At 47.4% G+C, this 19,516-nt stretch carries 12 protein-coding genes; 5 read left to right on the forward strand and 7 right to left on the reverse strand.

The features are described from left to right. Positions 1-201 precede the first annotated feature (201 nt). On the forward strand, positions 202-3,168 hold the full coding sequence (locus ACMVP2_RS14555) for a M16 family metallopeptidase (protein ID WP_416868160.1): 2,967 nt from the start codon (positions 202-204) through the stop codon (positions 3,166-3,168). A 54-nt stretch (positions 3,169-3,222) separates the two neighbouring features. On the opposite strand, the gene ACMVP2_RS14560 is transcribed toward ACMVP2_RS14555, so the two are convergent. The 6 genes from ACMVP2_RS14560 to ACMVP2_RS14585 form a co-directional block, all read right to left on the reverse strand. Then, positions 3,223-4,368 carry an N-acetylglucosamine-6-phosphate deacetylase gene (locus tag ACMVP2_RS14560; protein WP_416868161.1) on the reverse strand — a complete coding sequence of 382 codons (1,146 nt, stop codon included), beginning with the start codon at positions 4,366-4,368 and terminating at the stop codon, positions 3,223-3,225. Continuing rightward, positions 4,368-5,111, reverse strand: coding sequence for a glucosamine-6-phosphate deaminase (locus tag ACMVP2_RS14565; protein WP_416868162.1), 744 nt, complete (start codon positions 5,109-5,111; stop codon positions 4,368-4,370). The genes ACMVP2_RS14560 and ACMVP2_RS14565 overlap by 1 nt, the downstream gene beginning before the upstream one ends. Beyond that, complete coding sequence (locus tag ACMVP2_RS14570; RefSeq protein ID WP_416868163.1) at positions 5,101-6,573, reverse strand: sodium:solute symporter family protein; 1,473 nt, start codon at positions 6,571-6,573, stop codon at positions 5,101-5,103. The genes ACMVP2_RS14565 and ACMVP2_RS14570 overlap by 11 nt, the downstream gene beginning before the upstream one ends. A 36-nt stretch (positions 6,574-6,609) precedes the next feature. Continuing rightward, positions 6,610-7,629 carry a Gfo/Idh/MocA family protein gene (locus tag ACMVP2_RS14575; protein WP_416868164.1) on the reverse strand — a complete coding sequence of 340 codons (1,020 nt, stop codon included), beginning with the start codon at positions 7,627-7,629 and terminating at the stop codon, positions 6,610-6,612. 23 nt (positions 7,630-7,652) lie between these two features. Then, positions 7,653-8,987 carry a Gfo/Idh/MocA family protein gene (locus tag ACMVP2_RS14580; protein WP_416868165.1) on the reverse strand — a complete coding sequence of 445 codons (1,335 nt, stop codon included), beginning with the start codon at positions 8,985-8,987 and terminating at the stop codon, positions 7,653-7,655. 92 nt (positions 8,988-9,079) lie between these two features. Next, positions 9,080-10,495 (reverse strand): sugar MFS transporter, encoded by a 1,416-nt coding sequence (locus ACMVP2_RS14585; protein WP_339792097.1) that lies wholly within the window; start codon positions 10,493-10,495, stop codon positions 9,080-9,082. A gap of 191 nt (positions 10,496-10,686) precedes the next feature. Between ACMVP2_RS14585 and ACMVP2_RS14590 the strand changes: the two genes are divergently transcribed. The 4 genes from ACMVP2_RS14590 (at position 10,687) to ACMVP2_RS14605 (ending at position 16,827) form a co-directional block, all read left to right on the forward strand. Further along, positions 10,687-13,278: a tetratricopeptide repeat protein gene (locus ACMVP2_RS14590; protein ID WP_339792099.1), complete on the forward strand. Its 2,592-nt coding sequence runs from the start codon at positions 10,687-10,689 to the stop codon at positions 13,276-13,278. 103 nt (positions 13,279-13,381) lie between these two features. After that, entirely contained in the window at positions 13,382-13,834 is a 453-nt protein-coding gene (locus ACMVP2_RS14595; protein ID WP_339792101.1) for a hypothetical protein, read from the forward strand. Positions 13,835-13,972: 138 nt separating this feature from the next. Continuing rightward, positions 13,973-15,244, forward strand: coding sequence for an ATP-binding protein (locus tag ACMVP2_RS14600; protein ID WP_416868166.1), 1,272 nt, complete (start codon positions 13,973-13,975; stop codon positions 15,242-15,244). 35 nt (positions 15,245-15,279) lie between these two features. Next, a complete protein-coding gene (locus tag ACMVP2_RS14605) occupies positions 15,280-16,827 on the forward strand; it encodes an N-acyl-D-amino-acid deacylase family protein (RefSeq protein WP_416868167.1) in 1,548 nt (515 codons plus the stop codon). A 9-nt stretch (positions 16,828-16,836) separates the two neighbouring features. On the opposite strand, the gene ACMVP2_RS14610 is transcribed toward ACMVP2_RS14605, so the two are convergent. After that, a complete protein-coding gene (locus ACMVP2_RS14610) occupies positions 16,837-19,302 on the reverse strand; it encodes an AsmA-like C-terminal region-containing protein (RefSeq protein WP_416868168.1) in 2,466 nt (821 codons plus the stop codon). Positions 19,303-19,516 lie beyond the last annotated feature (214 nt).

The following is a 19,516-nucleotide window of genomic DNA, read 5'->3' on the forward strand; positions in this document are numbered from 1 at the left end:
AGAAAATAAACCATAGCCTGTGTAAAACCTTTTGATTGTTAAGGTGGCGCATTTGAGACAGTACGAACCAGTCTGTACGGGACATTAATTGACTAATAATAGTTCAGAAAATATTATCTTCATGGTTTAACACGTGACAAAAATTCCTTTTTTCAGAACACTCTACACTCAAATACTCACTCATTAACCAAATAAAAATCCATGAAAACCAAGCTTGGAATTATTATTTGCCTGTTGGCCCTGGCGGCTTGCACGCAAAACAAGGAAACAAATTACGAATTAAAAAAGGCAGAAAGCGGCGGTTTCACGTATGAATACGTGGAGGGCGATCCTTTAAAAACCAGGATCTATACCCTGAGTAATGGGCTCAAAGTATATTTAAGTGACTACAAAAATGAGCCCCGCATCCAAACAGCCATCGCCGTGAAAGCTGGGGGTAAAAATGACCCGGCTGACAACACCGGCCTGGCTCACTACTTGGAGCATATGATGTTTAAGGGTACAGCCACTTTCGGCACCCAAGACTGGGAAACCGAAAGCGTGCTGGTTGACAGTGTGGAGGCACTTTTTAATCAGTACAAAGAAATTTCCGATCCGGAAGAGCGCAAAAAACACTATCGCATTATCGATCAGGTGTCGATTGAAGCATCTAAATATGCCATTGCCAACGAATATGATAAGATGGTTTCCGGCATCGGTGCCAAGGGCACTAACGCTTATACGACTAATGACCGCACGGTTTATATCAACGACATACCAGCTAACCAGCTGGAAAACTGGCTGAAAATTGAGGCTAACCGGTTTCAAATGATTGTCAATCGCCTTTTTCATACAGAACTGGAGGCAGTGTATGAGGAGAAAAACCGCAGCCTTGACAGCGATATTTGGAAGGGATTTGAGGCAATGCTGAGTGCTTTGTTCAAAGAGCATCCCTACGGTACCCAAACGGTGATTGGTACTATTGATCACCTAAAGAACCCCTCGATTACAGAGATCAAAAATTATTTCTATAAATACTATGTGCCCAACAACGTGGGCATTTGCCTAAGCGGTGATTTGGACTTCGATGCTACTATTGCATTGATCGACAAATACTTTGGAAGCTGGATGCCTAACGAAACACTACCTACATGGACGCCAGTGCAGGAAGCGCCTCTCACAGCGCCAATTGTGACAGAGGTGTTGGGGCCAGATGCGGAACGCATCATGATGGGCTTTCGGTTGCCCGGGAGGTCGAGTAAAGACTATATCATGGTCAGACTCATCGACAATATCCTGAGTAACAGCCAGGCTGGTTTGGTAGACCTTGATCTGGTGAAACAGCAGAAGGTGTTGGAGGCATCTACTTTCGTTTACGACATGAACGACTACAGCATGCAGGTGCTGATGGCAAGCCCCAAAGACGGCCAAACGCTTGATCAGCTGCGGGACTTATTTCTGGAAGAGCTTGAAAAAATAAAAACCGGGAACTTTGACGACTGGCTGATTTCAGCTGTGGTAAACGACTTGAAAAAGAACCAGCTCAATCAGTACCAGTACAATTGGGCAAGGTCCAACGACCTGGTCGTGGCTTTCACCAGCAACATGCCCTGGGGCGACTTTGTATCAGAGTTCGACCGGATGTCGAAAGTGACAAAGGAAGATGTGATGGCCTATGCCAAAGCCAACTTTGGCGATAACTATGCGCTTGTTTATAAGCGGACCGGCAAGGATCCGAATGCCCAGCAGGTGGAAAAGCCGGAGATAACAAAGGTGGAGCTGAACAGGGAAGCCAAATCACCTTTTCATGAAACGATTATTAACAGTGAACCTCCGAAGTTGAAGCCACTGTTCGTGGACTATAACAAGGACATTGAGAAGTTGACAATGAAGAATGACCTGGAGGTGCTCTACACCCGCAATGACGAGAACGATTTGTTTGACTTGTACTATAAGGCAGACTTTGGTACCAATATCGACCCGAAAATAAAAGTAGCCGTCGACTACCTGGAATTTGTTGGTACACCAACTCATTCTGCTGAAGAAATCCAGAAAGAACTTTTCAAGCTCGGTTGCAACTTCTCAGTATTTTCTTCGGCTGAGGAAAGCTATGTAATGCTAACGGGCCTTTCTGAAAACATGGAAAAGGCCATGGAAATCTTCGAGGATTTGCTCGCCAACGCCCAGCCGGATGACGAGGCACTGGCAAAACTGAAAGACAGGATACTAAAGGAAAGAGAAGACCAGAAAAAGAACAAATCAGCCATACTTTTCAGCGGGCTAATGAACTACGGACTTTACGGGGCCCAGTCACCATTTACCAACGTGGTGTCCAATACTGGCCTGATGAACCTCAATTCGGAGGAGCTGTTTGGCCTCACCAAAAACTTCACCAAGACGACACACAAGGTGTTGTATTATGGGCCAGTAGATTCGAAAAGGCTTGTGAGTATATTGAATGCCAAACATACCTTGCCAGAAACCATGTTGCCGCTTCCGGAGCCGAAGGAATTCGCCAAGCAGGATGTAGACAAGCCGAAAGTTTTCTGGGCCGACTACGACATGGTGCAGGAAGAAATTCTGTTCCTGACAAAAGGCGAGGAATTTGACGTGCAGCTGATGCCGGAAACAGAGCTCTATAATGAGTATTTCGGAGGTAACATGGGCTCTATTGTTTTTCAGGAGATAAGAGAGGCACAGGGTTTGGCCTATTCGGTTTGGGCCAACTATTCCACAGCAGATGAGGTTGGTAAAAACAATCACTTCTTCGCTTACGTGGGTACTCAGGCCGACAAGCAAAATCAGGCGGTACCGGCCTTGCTCAACATCATTGAGAACCTTCCGGAGTCAGAAACAGGCTTGGCAACTGCCAAAAAGTCGATCATGAGCCAGATTGAGAGCGAACGAATTACTCGTGCGAGGAAGCTTTTTAACTATGAGAGTGCCAGCGATATGGGGCTGGACCATGATATCAGAAAAGATATTTATGAAAAGATTCCGACCATGACCATGGAGGATGTGGTAGCCTTTCAGAAGCAATATGTGAAAGGGAAGAAGTATAACATGATGGTGCTGGGCGACAAGGACAAGATCGACTTCAAAGGCCTTCAGCAATATGGTGAAGTGAAACAGCTGACCCTGGAAGAGCTATTTGGCTATGACAAAGTAGAGAAGATTAATATTCAGTAAAGCATTGTTGATTGCCGGAGCTTTCGCCCAGCGAGGTTGAGAGCTCCGGTTTTTTTATCCTTCGAAAGCCAGTCCTCCACACTTGTAGACCTTTTGAATTGCAATCTTTTCCTCAAAAGAAAAGATAACAGCGTCTTCCCAGAGTATTTTATTGGGCTCTCTGTAGGTATTCATCAAGCTGTCTGGAATGACCGATGCCATTTTCCAGGCCTGGCTTAAGCTTGCCACCTGATGTGTTACCAGGTATTCCACATTCTGAAGCAACGTCATGGCGGCACCGGCAAGTAGTCCGTTTCCACTCTCCATACTCAGTCGACCGTTAGCTTCGAGCTTTACCTGGCCACCAATATGAGTGTTGTAAACACCAGGCTTCATGCCAGTAAACGAAGTACTATCGCTCACCAGAAAGCAGTTATTGCCTTTTGCCTTGATGACGACTTTCATGAAGCTGTTGGGGAGGTGGAAACCGTCTGCGATAAAACTACATGAAAGAGCATCTTGGGCCAGCTGCTCCCAAATGATATTGGGGTGCCTCGGCAGCATGAGCGGCACCGCATTGCCGATATGTGTTGACATGGTAGCACCGGCATCAACTGCTTTTTGAATTTGCTCGGGTGAAGCCAGGCTATGACCTATTGACACCAGCACTCTACTTTTTACTGCGCTGGAAATAAACGCCGCAGAGTTGTCCCACTCAGGGGAAAGGGTAATCATCTTGATCCGGTTGCCGGCAGCTTTCTGAAACCGCATGAACAGCTCCCAGTTCGGTGCTTTCACATATTTTTTATCATGAGCACCTCTGGCCCCCTCTTCTTTCGAAATGAAGGGCCCTTCAAGATGGATGCCGCCAATGCACTGGCGAAGCAAATCATGTTGACGGCAGGCTTCGTTGATGGTGGCCAACAGTTGGCAGATGTTTTCGTCGGAATTGGTAATGATAGTAGGGAAGAAAGTGGTTACGCCGTGGCTCAGAAGAAATTTGGTAGCTTTTAAGAGGTCTTCCCCGTTCAGAGAAGTATTGTTGAAGTCAATCCCATTGACGCCGTTTACCTGAAGGTCCACAAGGCCTGGCCCCACAAACAAAACCTGGTCGGACACGGAACATGATTTTGATAAAGCTGATATTCCGCTGGCAGCATTCACTGTTACGTGGCGACCATTAAGGCAGTCGATAGCTTCTATAAATGACGCTTCTTTCATCAGGCAGATGGAATGTATTTTTCGCCGAAGGCATCAGGATCGAGAAAAAGCTGGCAACCCTCGTGCTTTCTCAGGATAGAAGCAGGGCACATGGTGGCAATGGGGCCATGAAGGGTAGCTGCAACGGCCGCCTTTTTGTTTTTACCGGGCACTACGCAAAACAAGCTCTTTCCAGCCATCAGCGTGGGAATAGTAAGCGTAAGGGCGTGAGTAGGAACGGCGTCGAAAGATGGGAAACACCCGTCGTTGACCTGCTGTTGACGACAGAGGACATCCAACTCTACCACCTTTACTGTTTCAGGGTCGTCGAAATCTGCCACCGGCGGATCGTTGAAAGCGATATGGCCGTTTTCACCTATGCCCAGACAGACGATGTCAATGGGTTTCTCAGCCAAAAGTTGGGCATATCTTGCTAGTTCATCGTCCCCTCCGTTTCCGTCGAGGAGGTTGATTTGTTTTAAAGGCACATGATCAAACAAATGATTGCTCAGGAAGTAGCCAAAAGACTGCTGCGATCCGGCAGGCAACCCTATATATTCATCCATATGGAAAGCTACCACCTTTTGCCACGGAATAAATTCACTCTTTTTCAGAAAGTCCAGCAACTCATTTTGTGAAGGAGCAGCGGCAAATATCATCCGGACTTCGTCTTGTTTTTTTAACAGGTTTAGTATCTCTTGTTCTACTGCCTTCCCCGCAGCAACCCCCATCTCCGCTCTGTTTTTGTATACTTTAACCTTCATGCTCCAATGATTTTAGCAGACCGCTAACAGCTTCAGAAACCGGCCTGTTCCGGTTCAATAGCCCGAATCCGATAAACACAGATAAAGATACAATCAATGGCAAGGCCACAGCAAGTGCCAGGCTGGCGATTTCAATGTTCTTGGTGACAATGAAAGTGACAAAACCCGCTGCAATTGATCCAATAGCCGCAGATGGCCCGCAGTGCCTGAACACAGGCAACATGCCAAGCAGCATGGGCACGGCAATGGGCCCCACCAAAGCCCCAAACCAGGTAACAATAAGACCAAACACGCCTCCAAAGCGTTCGTTTTGAGAGGCCACCACCAGTGTCATCAGGGTGAAGATGAAGGTGGTTGCTCTGGCTACCACCAGCGAAGCTCGCTTTTCTTTCAACCGCTTTGACAGCACGGGCAGTATGTCTCTGGTGAGCACCGCCGAAATGGTATTGATGTCGGAGGACGTCATCGTCATGGTGTTAGCAAAGAGCGACGCCACCACCAGACCAACCAAGCCTGCGGGAAGTAGTTTCAAGGTAAGAAGGCCATATGATTGGCTGGGATCCTCTAGTGCGGGCAAAATAAGAGGGGCAGCCCACATTGGGAGGAACAAGATCAAAGGCCAGATCAGGTACAGACTGCCGGAGAGGTAGGCCGCTCTTTTGGCCTGGGTTTCATCAGGAGACGAGATGTAGCGGGTGGCCAGGTTCCAGGTGCCGCCATTGTAGCTGAGAAAATTGATGCAGAGAAAAGCCAAAGCAAAGCCAACAGTATATGGACTATTAAAAGGTTGACTGTTGCCTTCTGGCAGATCGTTCCAAAAGGTGAGAATCTCATTCCATCCGCCCAGGTGCCGAACCACCATGACCAGCATAATGAGACCAGCTAAAATTTGCACGATGAATTGAGCAAAGTCGGTAATTATTACTGCCCATAGTCCGCCGAATGTGACGTAAATAAGAGAAACACCTCCGGAAATAAGAATACCATAAATGAGCGGAAGTCCTGTAAATACATTAAGCAACACAGCGATGGCTGTCCATTTGGCACCCACATCAAAAAGTTTCAGCAGTACTCCACTCCACGCCATGATTTGTTGGGTGAGGAGGTTGTAGCGAACAGTGAGGTATTCCAGCGGCGACTGAATTTGCAGGCGCTTTCGCAGCCGCACCCAGAGGACGGGAAATAGCCTGGCGCTTAGAAGAACAGTAATGCCGATGGTAAAGGCCCACCACACGTAAATAGAGAACCCATGCGTGTAGGCGAGGCTGGCATATGCTACGAATACGGCTCCACTGTAGCCCGAAACGTGATGCGAAATGCCCGACAGCCACCAGGGCAGCTGGCCGCTGGCCACGAAATAGTCTTCGGCTGTTTTGTTCCTGGCCATCGACCACAGACCAATGACCAGCATAAGCACAAAGAATAGGCTTATTACGATAAAGTCAGGCGTACTTAGTTGCAAGGTAGGAGTGGTTAGGGTGAAAGGATTCCGTTGTCATTAACCTCTCGCTTTGTTCATTACTTCCGCCAGAGTCACCTTGCTGCCACCGCGTCGTTTGCTCTCATCGGCGGCTTCCATAAAGGCGTATATCTCCAGGGTTTCCTCAGGGTTAACCGGTGCTTTTCCTGTTTTGAAGAACTTAATGACCTCCACCAGCAAGGGTCGGTATCCGTCGTAAGGCCCAACCGGTGCAATGCCATTTTCGCCGAAGACGGTGCCTCCGTAACCAGTTTTCTCCGTGCGCATTCCTCTGAATGTTCCAACCCGGTTGTCGTTCCACACACCAACTACCATGTCGGTGTCGGGCGTTTGCGTCCTGCTCACTTCTTTGCAGCCTGCTCCCATCACGGTAAAAAGCGATTCCACTCCGTGAATGCCATACCAGAAAAAGTCGGGATGATGAGGCTCCAAATGTGCCGGGCTGTAAGTGTCTGCACCTTGTACCTTGCCCACGAGCTTTCCTTCTCTGGCCTCATTGGCGTCCTTCATATAGCGAAGTGAGGAGGCTGAGAAGATGGGGACTCCGGCTGCTGCCGCTTCTTTGTAAATGGTGAGGCAATCTTTAAGCGAGGCTGCCACTGGCTTGTCAACGAACATGGGCTTTTTCGCCTTGATTACTTGCCTGGCCTGCTCAAGGTGAAGTCTCCCATCATTCGTTTCAAGGAGAATGACGTCGGTTTTTTCGAGTAGCTCTTTGATGGAACTGGTGATTTCTACCCCCAGCTTTTTCACATCCTCAATGTATCCTGGAATGCGGCTCACACTCGATTCTATATCGGCGCTGCCATGGGGGTAAGCTGCCACTACCCGGTAGCCAGCCAGGTCGGAGGCCACCTCGGGGTCATTGAGTAGTTTAGTGAAGGCCACGCTATGCGAGGTGTCGAGGCCAATAATACCGACCCGCACTGGTTTTGCCCGGAACAAGCTCCTGGCCGAAGCTTCGTTGGCCAAAATGCCAAACCCGACGCCAGCCACGGCCGATTTCTTTAAAAATGCTCTTCTATTGAGGGGTGTCATAAAAAGGAAGTCTTTTGTAAAAGTTAAACTTTTGGTTCCCAGCCTGGCTCATAGCTGCGTTTCCACAGGGCCATGGCTTCATCGTCACCAATCACATTTCCGTTCTCAGGATTGCAGTTCAACGACCGGCCCACCCTTTGGGAAATATTACCAAGGTGGCAGAGTAAAACACTTTTTCTGGAATCTTTATAATCTGAAACCGGCGTTTTACCTTCTTTGATGGACTTGTAGAAGTCAGCAATATGATCTGCGTCCAGATCGAAGCCAGGGCCTGTGGCATCCAGTGGTTTACCTGTGGTTTCGGCACTTGCTTTCTTCACCAGCTTGTCCTGATTGTCATACACCAGGTAGCTGTTGCCGTCAATCACCAGGGTGCCATTTTCTCCATGGAAGGAAACACCTGTGGATGCGCCTTCGAGCCGGTGGCCGTTGCAGCTTCTCCCTTCCCAGGAGATGGTTTTGTTGCCAGGGAAGTCCCACAGTGTCATCTGTGTGTCGGGCGTTTGCCAGTCGTCTTTGTAGGCATACCGGCCGCCCTGTGAGCTAACTTTTGTCGGGAATTCTACTCCAAGGCCCAGGCGGCACAAATCGACGAAGTGGGTGCCATTGTTCAGCAGCTCGCCTGTGCCCCAGTGCCAAAACCAGTGCCAGTTGTAGTGAATGAGATTGTCTTTGTAGGGCATTCGTGGTGCCGGGCCCTGCCACATGTCGAAGTCGAGGCCAGCAGGAACTGCCACCTCCTTTCCGTAGCCAATTGATGCCCGGGTATTGGCATACCAGCCTTTGGCCAGGTATACATTGCCAATGATGCCGTTTTTGAGTTCTCCAAGCGCCTCAGCCACAAAAGGCCACGAGCGACGCTGATTGCCCATTTTCACTACCTTACCGTATTTTAGGGAGGCCGAAGCGACCATTTCTCCCTCGTAGGGGTTGTGGCTTCCGGGCTTTTCTACGTATACATTTTTCCCGGCACTTAGTGCCAGTAGTGAGGCGGGCGCATGCCAGTGGTCGGGGGCGGCGATGACCAGCGCATCCACACCTTTATCGTCGAGCACCTGGCGGAAATCTTTGACAGCTTTGGGGGCTTTCTTCTGGCCAGCATCTGCTACGGCTTTCAGCCCATTGGCCATGGCATTGTCATCCACATCGCAGATGTAGGCGACTTCTATCCCTGGTGTTTTGGTGAACCCCGTCGCCAGTGCTGAGCCCCGTGAGTTGGCACCCATAATGCCAACCACAAGCTTGTCGCTGGCTGGTGTACTAAAGGCGTTGTAGCCGTGACTGCCCAGCAAGCCAATGCCAACACTGGCTGCCGTGGTTTTTTTCAGGAAGTCTCTTCTGTTCTGATTTGCTGACATAACATTGTAGTATTAGTAGATGTCAACAATATACTGAAAAGGTCATCCAAAATCATGGCCGTTTATCAAGCAGTTGGCCATGCAAAGCAGGCTTAGGTGGCCTTTTGTTTTACTTCATAGCCCTTCCATCCATAGTAGAACAGGTAGATGTAGCAAACAACAGGAAGCAGGAAGGACATTTGTATACCAAACTCATCTGCCAGGAGCCCTTGAATCGGTGGCACCACTGCACCGCCAAGCACTGCCATTACAAGAAGTGAAGAGCCCTGACTGGTGTATCGGCCTAAGTCTTTGATGGCCAGCGTGAAAATGTTGGACCACATGATGGAATTGAAAAGACCTATGAAAAGCAACACCCACATAGATATGGCACCATTCATGAACACAGCAATCAGCAGCAACACAATGGCTGACAAAGAGAAGGCAGCCAGTACTTTATTCGGATGTGCACCGAAGATCATGAAGATAACATAGTTCATTGCCAGGCCAATTAAATAGGGTAGTGAATCCATGAAATTGACCCCAGCAATGAGTGAAACGATGGCATAGCCCGCTACGCCCAAAGCAAACATTCCAGCTAGCTTCTTACCTGCGGTAGACTTGTCGCTCATCATGATAGCACCCATAAAGCGACCGATCATGGCACCACCCCAATAGAAGGAAAGCAATTTGCTGGCGGCTCCTTCTTCCAGCCCGGTGATGTTTTCAAGACCCATAAAGTTGATGAGCAGACTACCAATAGCCACCTCAGCACCCACGTAGGCAAAAATGGCAAAGATGCCTCCCCTGAGGTGGCTGAAGCCGAGCACTTTGGCTCCCTTTTCGATCACATCTTCATTGGCAAATTTTGGTAGTTTGATAAAGAAGATAACCACAGCCAGGAGCCAGAAAAGACCGGCCAGCACGACGTAAGGAATTTTCACTGCCACTTCACCTGCAGAGGCATCGGTTACAAAGTACTGAAAGATGAAGAAGCCTCCGATGACGGGTGCGATTGTGGTTCCAAATGAGTTAAATCCCTGCGCCAGGTTGAGTCGGCTACTGGCTGACTCTGGTCTGCCAAGCAAGGCGACATATGGGTTGGCGGCAATTTGCAACATAGTGAGACCCAGCCCCAGACAAAATAAGGCGCCGAGGAATAAGCCGTATTGTAGGAATATGGCTGCCGGATAGAAAAGGAAACAGCCGGCACCAGCCACAACCAGACCGATAATGATGCCATTCTTATAGCCAATGCGGTTGATAGGGTCGCCAAATCGCACCGAAAACAGAAAGTAAAACAAGGCTCCGAGAAAATAGGCGCCGAAGAAGGCAAACTGCACAAGTGTTGCCTGGAAGATGGTGAGCGTGAATACTCCTCGCAGATAGGGAATGAGAATGTCATTGAGACAGGTAATGAAACCCCACATAAAGAAGAGCGAGAACAGTGAGATTTGAGCCTGTAACTGGCCGCCGGAGGGTGCTCCCTGAGATGTGCCTGAAGTAGAATTTACGGAGATTGAAGCCACTATGGTAGTTTGTTAGGTGTTGCAAAAGTGGGCTAATATACTGTTTTGCTTAGAAGTTTATCAAATGTAGGCGAGCGGAAATTAATACACGATGAGATAAGACATCATCTCGGGGCATTTGTCATTCATTTACTTTTAATATTGATATTTTTTGGATAAATTATACAATCCATTCATCACCTTGAACCATCTTGATCCGATCTAAATACCTTGTTGTTGTAGGTCTACTCGTACAAAGTTTCGTTGTCCAGGCAATTGTTGCTCCCAACGACTTGAGAAGGGATTTGACTGAAAAGCTAAGGATAGAAACTGATAATCGAAAGAGGGTCGATTTGATGAATGAGATATCCTATAGTTACTTTGACTCCAACGACACAATCGCAAACTCCTACGCAGATAGCGCAGCCCGTCTCAGCAGAAAAATAGGGTATCAGGCAGGTTTAAAGTATGCTGTTCTTTTGCAGGGCATTGGTTTTTATGGTCGGGCTGTTTACGATTCAGCGCTTTTCAAATTCAGTGAATCGCAGAAAATTGAGGATGAAGACAGCCGTGAAATGGATCTCTACGCCTCGGCGCTGATTGGAGAGTGCCTTACAGTATTGGCGAAATATGATTCAGCTGAAATTGTATTTGACAAAATGCTGGCAAAAGCGAAAAGCAGCAATTCATATTGGCTACCCAGGGCCTACCTCGGGTTTGCCAGGATATCGTTAAGAAAATGGGAGAACAATAGGGCGTTACTTTTCCTCGACAGTGCCAGGTCGTTGATTCCTGATTCCACACAGGATTTCAGAAATATGGAATTGCTGACATTGTATGGCGAGGCCCAAAACAACCTCCTCAAGTTAGACGAGTCGCATCAGGCGTTTGAGCAAATGTGCTCCATTGCTGAATTTTTCAACGACAACTACTTCAGAATTAAGTGCATGCTTCGGCAAGCGGATTTCTTTTACGACAGAGGGAATTATCCTGAGGCTCTTGAGAATATCAGGGATGCGTTGGAAATAACCAAGGTTTACAACTATCCTGCGCAGCAGGTGCAAATTTTGTATCAGGCAGGAATGATCTATTTTCAGTTAACCGATTTTGACCTTGCACTTGATTATTATTTCAAGGCCCTCACACTTAGCGAGTCAATTGGCTTGGACGCTGAGACAGCTAATATCCTGATCGAAATCGCCTGGGTGTTTAAAGAAGAGCGAAAATTGGATTTGGCGCTTGATTTTGCAGAACGCTCAATGGAGATAAATGAGAGAATTGGCAGCAAATACGGCGTTGCCTATGTTCATAACACGCAGGGGCTTATCTATTTTCTGCAGAAGAAGTTCCCGCAAGCTATCGGGCAGTTCAGGCTGGCTTTGGCGCTGCGAACGGAAATCAACTACGCAAGGGGGATTGTGGCAACTCTTTATAACGAGGCACTTGTGTTTGAAGAGTTGGGAGAAAACGAAAGGGCGCTGAAGCAACTATTGCAAGCAATCGAACTTGTCACTCCGATAAACAATGCTTTAAGTTTCTCCAATTACTATCAGCAAATTGCCAAACTATTGATAAAAATGGGCCGTTTTGACGAGGCTGAGAATTTTCTTGAAAAGGCGACCAGGATGGGTGACAGATCAGCCTCCAGGTTGTCGCTAAGAGCCAGCTATCTTTTGTATTCACTGCTACATGAAGCAAAAGGGGACTTCAAATCGGCTTTGACTTATAGGAAACAATATGAAGTACTTACTGACAGCATCTTCTCAGACAAAAGTTCGGCGAAGATTGCCGTATTGCAGGCAACGTATAACCTAAAACAGAAAGAAAATGAGATTGCGGCATTGAAAAATCAACGGCAAATGCACGAGGATTTACTGCTCCTGCAAAATGCCGAAATAAGAGACCAGAAATTACAGATTTACGTCGCTGTCTTTTTTTTGGTAATCGTCTCTGTGTTTGTGGCGATAATGATACACTTGTATCGAAAGCTGAGTCATGTGCAAAAGAGCCTGGCGCTGGCAAACAGCCAGCTGAAAGAGGCAAACCTCACGGTGTTGGAGGCAAACAATACCCTGGAGCGAAAAGTGAATGATCGCACAAGTCAGCTCAGGGCAGCCTATGCCGAATTAGATACTTTTTTCTACCGGTCATCACACGACTTTAGAAGGCCGCTTACAACGCTCATGGGCCTGGCCGATGTTGCCAAAATTACTGTCAAAGACGAGCAAGCCATCGAATTGTTCAAAATGGTGAGGGTGACTGCCGAGAACCTGGACAAGATGCTGTATAAGTTGCAGTCCATATCTGACATAGGAGCTATGGAGTTGTCTTACAAAAATGTGATGATCAGGGATCTTATTGAAAGTTGCCTCGAAAAGCATGTGCAGGAAATTGAGACGCTTGGTGTTGATGTCACTGTGGATGTTCAGCTTGAGGGAGCAATAACTACCTATCCTGTGCTTGTTTCGATTATTATGGACAACCTTATTGAGAATGCCTTGAATTTCTCCAGCAGATCGGAACCGTATGTAAAAGTCAACGCTTACCTGAAGGAAGACAGCCTGGTTATTGAAGTGGAAGACAATGGACATGGAATTCCCGACGACCATAAAATGAACATCTTTGCCATGTATTTCAAAGCGACCGAGAAGTCAAAAGGGAATGGCCTTGGCCTCTATATCGTTTCGAAGGCCGCTGAGAAGCTATCTGCCACTGTGCGTGTAGAAACGGCTTTTGATAAGGGGAGCAGGTTTATCGTCGAAATACCTGACTGTGTGGACTCCGAGCAGGCAGTGTCGGCGTAAATGATCTGATGGCCAATGTAGCGTAGCGGGCTGTCGCTCCAATACCCCACTTTTTTGATCTATAGGCAAATAGTAATTACCTTTCCGCCAAATAACTCGAATAATGTACGAAATACTTCTTTTTACTCACTCCTGGCTTCGTTGGGTCACCCTCATTCTTTTTGCTGTCGTGCTCTTTAACTCCCTAGGTGGGATGAATGGAGGCAAGGAATACTTAAAAAAGGACAAGACACTGACAACCTCTTTGATTGGAACGCTTCACCTTCAGCTGCTGATTGGGTTGCTGCTTTATTTCGTGTATAGCCCTATCACCACCACAGCAATAGAGAATATGAAGATGGCCATGAAAGTGGGTGCTGTGAGATATTGGGCCGTTGAGCATATCTCGATCATGATTGTGGCCGTGATCGTAGCCCAAATTGGAAGTATCCGGGTGAAGAAAACTTCTGTTGATAAGAAAAAATTCAAGCTTCAGGCAATATTTTTCGGAATCGCATTGATACTGATTCTTTCTCGAATCCCGTGGTCAGAATCAGCCCGATTGTTTAGGTTCTAAGCCTGATTGAACAGTTCTCATCCTACTATTTTTACCTACTCTGCTTGATTTTTGCCGGGCGTTATGCTGACAGGCATCATTATATTTCTGTTTTTTTACGCATAACTTTTCTTGAATAGATCAAGAAAGGAATTATTAATGAAATTAACTTCTTTTCGCATCGTTGCGGTTTATTTTCTGATAGCCACGATGTATATCGTTCTGTCAGACAAGATTGTATCTTATTTGGTAAAGGATATAGATATGCTCTCAGAGATCCAGAGCTATAAAGGACTTTTTTTTGTCGCTTCCACCTCCGTACTGCTGTACTGCCTCATAAAATTCAACACCCAGGAGCTACGCCTGGAAAGAACAGAAGCCCTGAAAAACGAAAGGAAATACCGATTGCTTTTTAATCAAAATCCATTGCCGATGTGGGTGTACGACACTGATACCCGCCGAATACTGGATGTGAATGAAACCTCGGTAGACATCTATGGCTATTCAAGGGAGGAGTTTTTGACGATGGTTTTGGAAGATATACAGGTGGAAATTCAGCCCGAGCAAATTTTGCCCGAGTCAACTGAGAAGGAGGGCTTTTTCCACCTTACAGGTCGTTGGAAGCATGTGAAGAAGAGTGGTGCTAGCATATTTGTTGAGATATTTACCCACGCCATAGATTACAAAGAATCTCGTGCCAATATGGTGTTGGTGCATGATATCTCCGAAATGCTGAAGTCGGAGCAAGACCTAGCAAGCTCTGTTAACGAACTCAACAACTTTGTGTACCGGGCGTCTCATGATTTGCGAGGCCCCATTGCCAGGATGATCGGGCTTTCAGAGCTGGGAAAAAATGTTCACGATCTGCCTGATGCAAAGGAGTACTTTGGGCTTATTGGTCAAACCGCCTACCAGCTGGATAAATCCCTGCAAAGGCTTTTAATCATCAACAGCATCAAAGGACGAGTTTTGGAAACGAAGGAGCGAAGCCTTCAGTCAATGATCAACGAGTCTGTCAAAGCCTTTAGTTTTGACCTCTCCGGGCAAAATGTTGACTTGAAGCTGACAGGGCACGAGGACGCAACCATTTGCTGCGATAAGTATTTCTTTCGGGTGGCGCTTGACAGTCTGATAGAAAATAGCATCAACTTTAGAGCGCCTGAAAGAGTAAGGAAGGCCACCATTGTCATTGACTATGTTAAAACAGAGACCCATATACAGGTTCGAATAACTGACAATGGCATCGGGATAAAAAATGATGTGAGAGATCATATTTTCACACTTTTTTACAGAGGCACGGAAGAGTCAAAAGGATCAGGCTTAGGGCTCTATCTCGCTTCCAGCTCCCTTGAGAGGATCGGAGGGTCGCTGGCGCTGGAGTCGTCAGATGAAGAATCGACAACTTTTATTATTTCCATTCCAATAGTTTGAGGTCGTCTGTTGACATAATTCCATTATCTTCCAATATGAAAAGGAAACTAGCGACCGCCCATCTTCTGGTTATGGGCGCCGGCATGTTAGCATGCTCCCCTGAGCCCAGCCTTCCGAAAAACCTGCGAGGGATTGAGAAATTTGACGTTGTTATCAGAAATGGAAAGGTTATCGATGGCTCTGGGTCACCGGGCTATCTGGCTAGTATTATCATCCAGGCCGATACAGTCGCCTACATTGGTCAGCTGGACTCCACCAGAACTGCCACGCTTGAGATAGATGCGAGCGGCAAAGTGGTTACGCCTGGCTTTATTGATGCTCACGCACATGGCGACCCAATCAAAACACCCGAATTCTACAACTTTGTTGCCCAGGGAGTCACTACCATTTGTCTCGGGCAGGATGGCTCAAGTGATTCCAAGGGCGGGTTTGGCGCATGGCAGGCTTCCGTAGATAGTATTGGGCCGGCACTTAATATTGCTCCGTTTACAGGTCATGGTTCATTGCGAATGGAAACAGAAACGCCTTTTGAAGAGGAATTAAGTGAGGCGGACATGGCGATGATGACTACTGAACTGGATCATCAGCTACGGTTGGGCAGCTTTGGCCTGACCATGGGGTTGGAGTATGTTCCAGGCAGATACTCTGGACGAAAGGAATTGCAGGCGCTGGCAAAAATAGTGGGCAGCTACCAGGGCGTGTTAATGGCTCACATCCGCAACGAAGACAACGACAAGCTGGAAGCCTCTCTAGATGAGTTTCTGAGCCTGGGTGAATGGGCTCCTGTGCACGTGTCCCATCTCAAGTCGGTATACGGCGAGGGTACAAAAAGGGCTCTGGAAATTATTTCCATCCTTACGAAGTATGAATCGCTTGGCTACAGGGTAAGTGCTGATGTCTATCCGTATATGGCTAGCTTCACAGGTATAGGTATTGTGTTCCCCGACTGGGCCATTCCGCCAGCCAATTTCAACTTAGTTAAAAAGGCGAGAAGGGGTGAATTGGAGGAGTTTCTGCGAAATAAGATTGCTCAAAGAAATGGGCCGGCTGCGACCCTCTTCGGCACAGCTCCCTATGCAGGCAGAACGCTGGCCGACCTTGAAAAAGAGCTCGGCAAACCGTTTGAAGATATCCTGATTGATGATATTGGGCCCAGAGGAGCAAGTGCAGCTTATTTTGTGATGGACGATTCATTGCAGGAGGCTTTGATGACAAGCGACTATGTGGTTGTGTCGTCCGACGGCAGCCCCGGCATGAGACACCCGAGAGGCTATGGCAGCTTCGGTAAAATGATTGAGACTTACGCTGTGCAAGGTGATTATTTTACGCTGGAGCAAGTCGTTCATAAAATGAGCGGACAAACCGCTGAAATTATCGGGCTGAAAGGCAGAGGGCTACTGAAGGTAGGCTACAAAGCTGATGTCGCAATTTTCGACCCGGCTAAAGTCAAAGTAAAGGCCGACTTCCAGCATCCTCACCACCTCACTGAGGGTGTCGATTTTGTTTTGGTCAATGGCAAGTTGGCGAGAAACAATGGAGAGTTTGTCGAAGAACGAAACGGAAGCTTATTGAGGAGAGAGTAGCTCTTTTTATCAATTTCCCTTTTTTGTTGTGTCGGCCTCAAACTCGAAAAACTCTTCCTCCTTCAGTTGTAACGTTTTAGCGTTTTTCCCGGGTTCTTTTCTGATTTCCTGTAGCAACACTTTCCCTTCCTCTTTGATGTTCTCAATCAGGCTTTTGGCGGCGCTGCGGGCGTCATAACTTACCTTGTAGTCATCGGTTGTTCCGGCAATCTTCACGTGAGCGTAGATATTCCCCCTTTCGTCTTCTTCTATAGCACCAAAGCTTTCATCGTTGTCACGCCGGCGTTGCTTGTTGAATAAAGGAACCTTCAGGCGGTAGTCGATTTGCTGATCGAAAGTATGGGTGCCGCTAAGGGTGATATTGGATACATTAGATTTGATATCCATGCTTGGAATAAGGATCTTTCTGTTTTCGATAAGGAACTGGTTGGTGAGCTCTCCGAAGGTCAGGTGCCCCAGTTTGTCTTCTTTCACAAGTCTTGAAAGCTCTTGCATAGGGGCGAAATCTATGAGCTGACCGTTAACGCCCCTGGCATTGATGCGGGCCCTGAACAGGTCGGACATAAAGCTGAGGTTGTTGTGAACGCCCATGTCGACATCAAAGTCGGCAAAAAGCTGTCCCTTGATGTGCTTGCTTTGCATCCAGGTTTGTCCGAAGTCATGAAAAACGTAGAAGACGCTGTCGATGTAGAGGTTTTTCACTTCTCCTGAGAAATAGGTGAGCAGGGTGTCCCCGGGTTGGTCGGACAAGTTACCGGTAAGCTTGATATCACCGCCCATGGTAGAGAAATCGAGTTTTTTCACATATACCTGCCGGTTTTGAATAAGCACTTCGGCATTTACATTTTTGCCGGTAAACCGGTCAAAAACCACCGTTTCAGCCTCTGCCGTTAGTTTCACACGGAGCCTGGGGCTCACTGTAAGCGAATAAGCGCCGCCGTCCCCGTTAGAGGTGTTTTTATTGGCCAGCAGTTCATTCAGGTCCAGTCTGTTGGCTGACACCTTGCCTTCCACCAGCAGCAGGTTGTTCTTTTCCTCATAGAAAAAATGAAAGTTTCGCAGCAGTCCATTAATTCGCAGATCGCTGTTTCCCAGCTTGCCGGTAGTTTCTGTAAATGCAACATCACGGTCGTTGAATAGTAAAATCCCACTCCACTCCCGGAACAACAGCGGGTAGCTTTGCCATGAAAAGGTTGCATCCTGGATAGTTGTTTCTCCATCTATCAGCCAATCGCCTGTTGCTTTTTCATCCAGTTTCCCCTCAAAGCCAAGCAGGTAGGTCAGCGTGCCGCTTTCGCTTTTTATGCCCCAGTCGGGTACGATTTTCTCAAACTGCGCTAGTGTCATATTGCCCTCCAGCTCTGCCCTGGTGTGCATGGTGGCCATGTTGGTGATGGTGGCGTCGCCCTGGACAGGAAAGGCGTTCATCGTTCCCGATAGGTTTTGCAATTGAAGACTCGTGCCTTCCGACTGAAGGTTGGTTGTCAGCCGGCCGTCCAAACTAAAGTCCGAAAATGTTAGCTGGCGGCTAGGGTAAAGGAACCGGACATGCTGTCCGCTAAAGTCGGTGACCAGGGTGGGCTTCCCATTTTGTTTTACGTAGCTTCCTTTGAATGTCGCCTCGCCTTCTAAATCGTAACTGGCCCAGTCAGTCGGCCATCCAGCGGGGATATTACTAAGTAAATCCTTCAATGATTTTGTGTTGCCAGACCACTCCAGTAGCAGTTCATCTGGGCTTGATGACGTCAGCGTGCCGGTCAGGTTATGGCTGGCCTCCTTCAGCTCCCAGGCCTTGATTTCGGTCAAATGCCCCTTGTCGATCCTCATTCCCAGAAGTTCTATTTCCAGCAATCTTCCCTCCATGTAGGGAAAGCCCTGGTAAACCGTTTTCAGATTGGTGCCTTTCCAATGTCCTGAGAAAACCTGAGGGCTGTTAATGGACTGGATATCGAAGTGCGCCTGGCTGAACTCCCAATAGCTCAGTAGCTCTGAAGGCCTGTCTTCGTAACGGATCTTGCTGTTGGAAATTCTCAGCTTGCCAATAGTTAACTTGGGCGATTCCTCATCCACCACTTTCTTTTTGAACACATCAAAATTCCTGATGCCGTTTTCGTCTATGAGTAGGTTGATTTCGGCTTTTTCTACGTTGAGCTGACGAATGTGGTAATTTTTATCAAGGAAGTTCCAAAGGTGAAAACTGAACGATAATCGCCCAATGCTTACCAATGGGTCTTCGGGTGTGCCTGCTTCAACCTTTTGCAAGACAATCGATATGTTGGGGAAACTGTCCCAATACGAAATGTCGATGTGCCCTACTTTAACCGGGGTGGTGAGTCTCTCATTTACATTGTCCAGAAAGTATTGAATGAACTCATCACGGTTGATTTGAATGTACAGCAGGCAAGCCAATAGCGTGGCAGTGACAAAAGCAATTACTCCGGTAAGTATCAGTGCGGCTAGCCGTGGAATTTTCACAGGATAAAATTAAACAAATCAAAGGCGTTTCTACGATACAACGCTGACGATATAAATTTTATGAGCGAAGAAATATTTTTTATTAACCTATTTGCAAAAATACAAAAGGGTACTACATTTGCACTCCCTAACGGAGAAGCGGGTTGTGAAAACAGCAGGCTTTTTTGAAAAGGGGCTCATAGCTCAGCTGGTTCAGAGCATCCCGACTTTCAGG

The sequence above is a fragment of the Imperialibacter sp. genome (assembly GCF_048007035.1).
In the GTDB taxonomy this organism is placed as follows: Bacteria; Bacteroidota; Bacteroidia; order Cytophagales; family Cyclobacteriaceae; genus Imperialibacter.

What these genes read in the sequence shown, in the direction of transcription:
- ACMVP2_RS14580 (WP_416868165.1), bottom strand. Translation starts at nt 8,987, where the DNA reads ATGTCAGCAAATCAGAACAGAAGAGACTTCCTGAAAAAAACCACGGCA.
- ACMVP2_RS14565 (WP_416868162.1), bottom strand. Translation starts at nt 5,111, where the DNA reads ATGAAGGTTAAAGTATACAAAAACAGAGCGGAGATGGGGGTTGCTGCG.
- ACMVP2_RS14560 (WP_416868161.1), bottom strand. Translation starts at nt 4,368, where the DNA reads ATGAAAGAAGCGTCATTTATAGAAGCTATCGACTGCCTTAATGGTCGC.
- ACMVP2_RS14600 (WP_416868166.1), top strand. Translation starts at nt 13,973, where the DNA reads ATGAAATTAACTTCTTTTCGCATCGTTGCGGTTTATTTTCTGATAGCC.
- ACMVP2_RS14575 (WP_416868164.1), bottom strand. Translation starts at nt 7,629, where the DNA reads ATGACACCCCTCAATAGAAGAGCATTTTTAAAGAAATCGGCCGTGGCT.
- ACMVP2_RS14555 (WP_416868160.1), top strand. Translation starts at nt 202, where the DNA reads ATGAAAACCAAGCTTGGAATTATTATTTGCCTGTTGGCCCTGGCGGCT.
- ACMVP2_RS14605 (WP_416868167.1), top strand. Translation starts at nt 15,280, where the DNA reads ATGAAAAGGAAACTAGCGACCGCCCATCTTCTGGTTATGGGCGCCGGC.
- ACMVP2_RS14595 (WP_339792101.1), top strand. Translation starts at nt 13,382, where the DNA reads ATGTACGAAATACTTCTTTTTACTCACTCCTGGCTTCGTTGGGTCACC.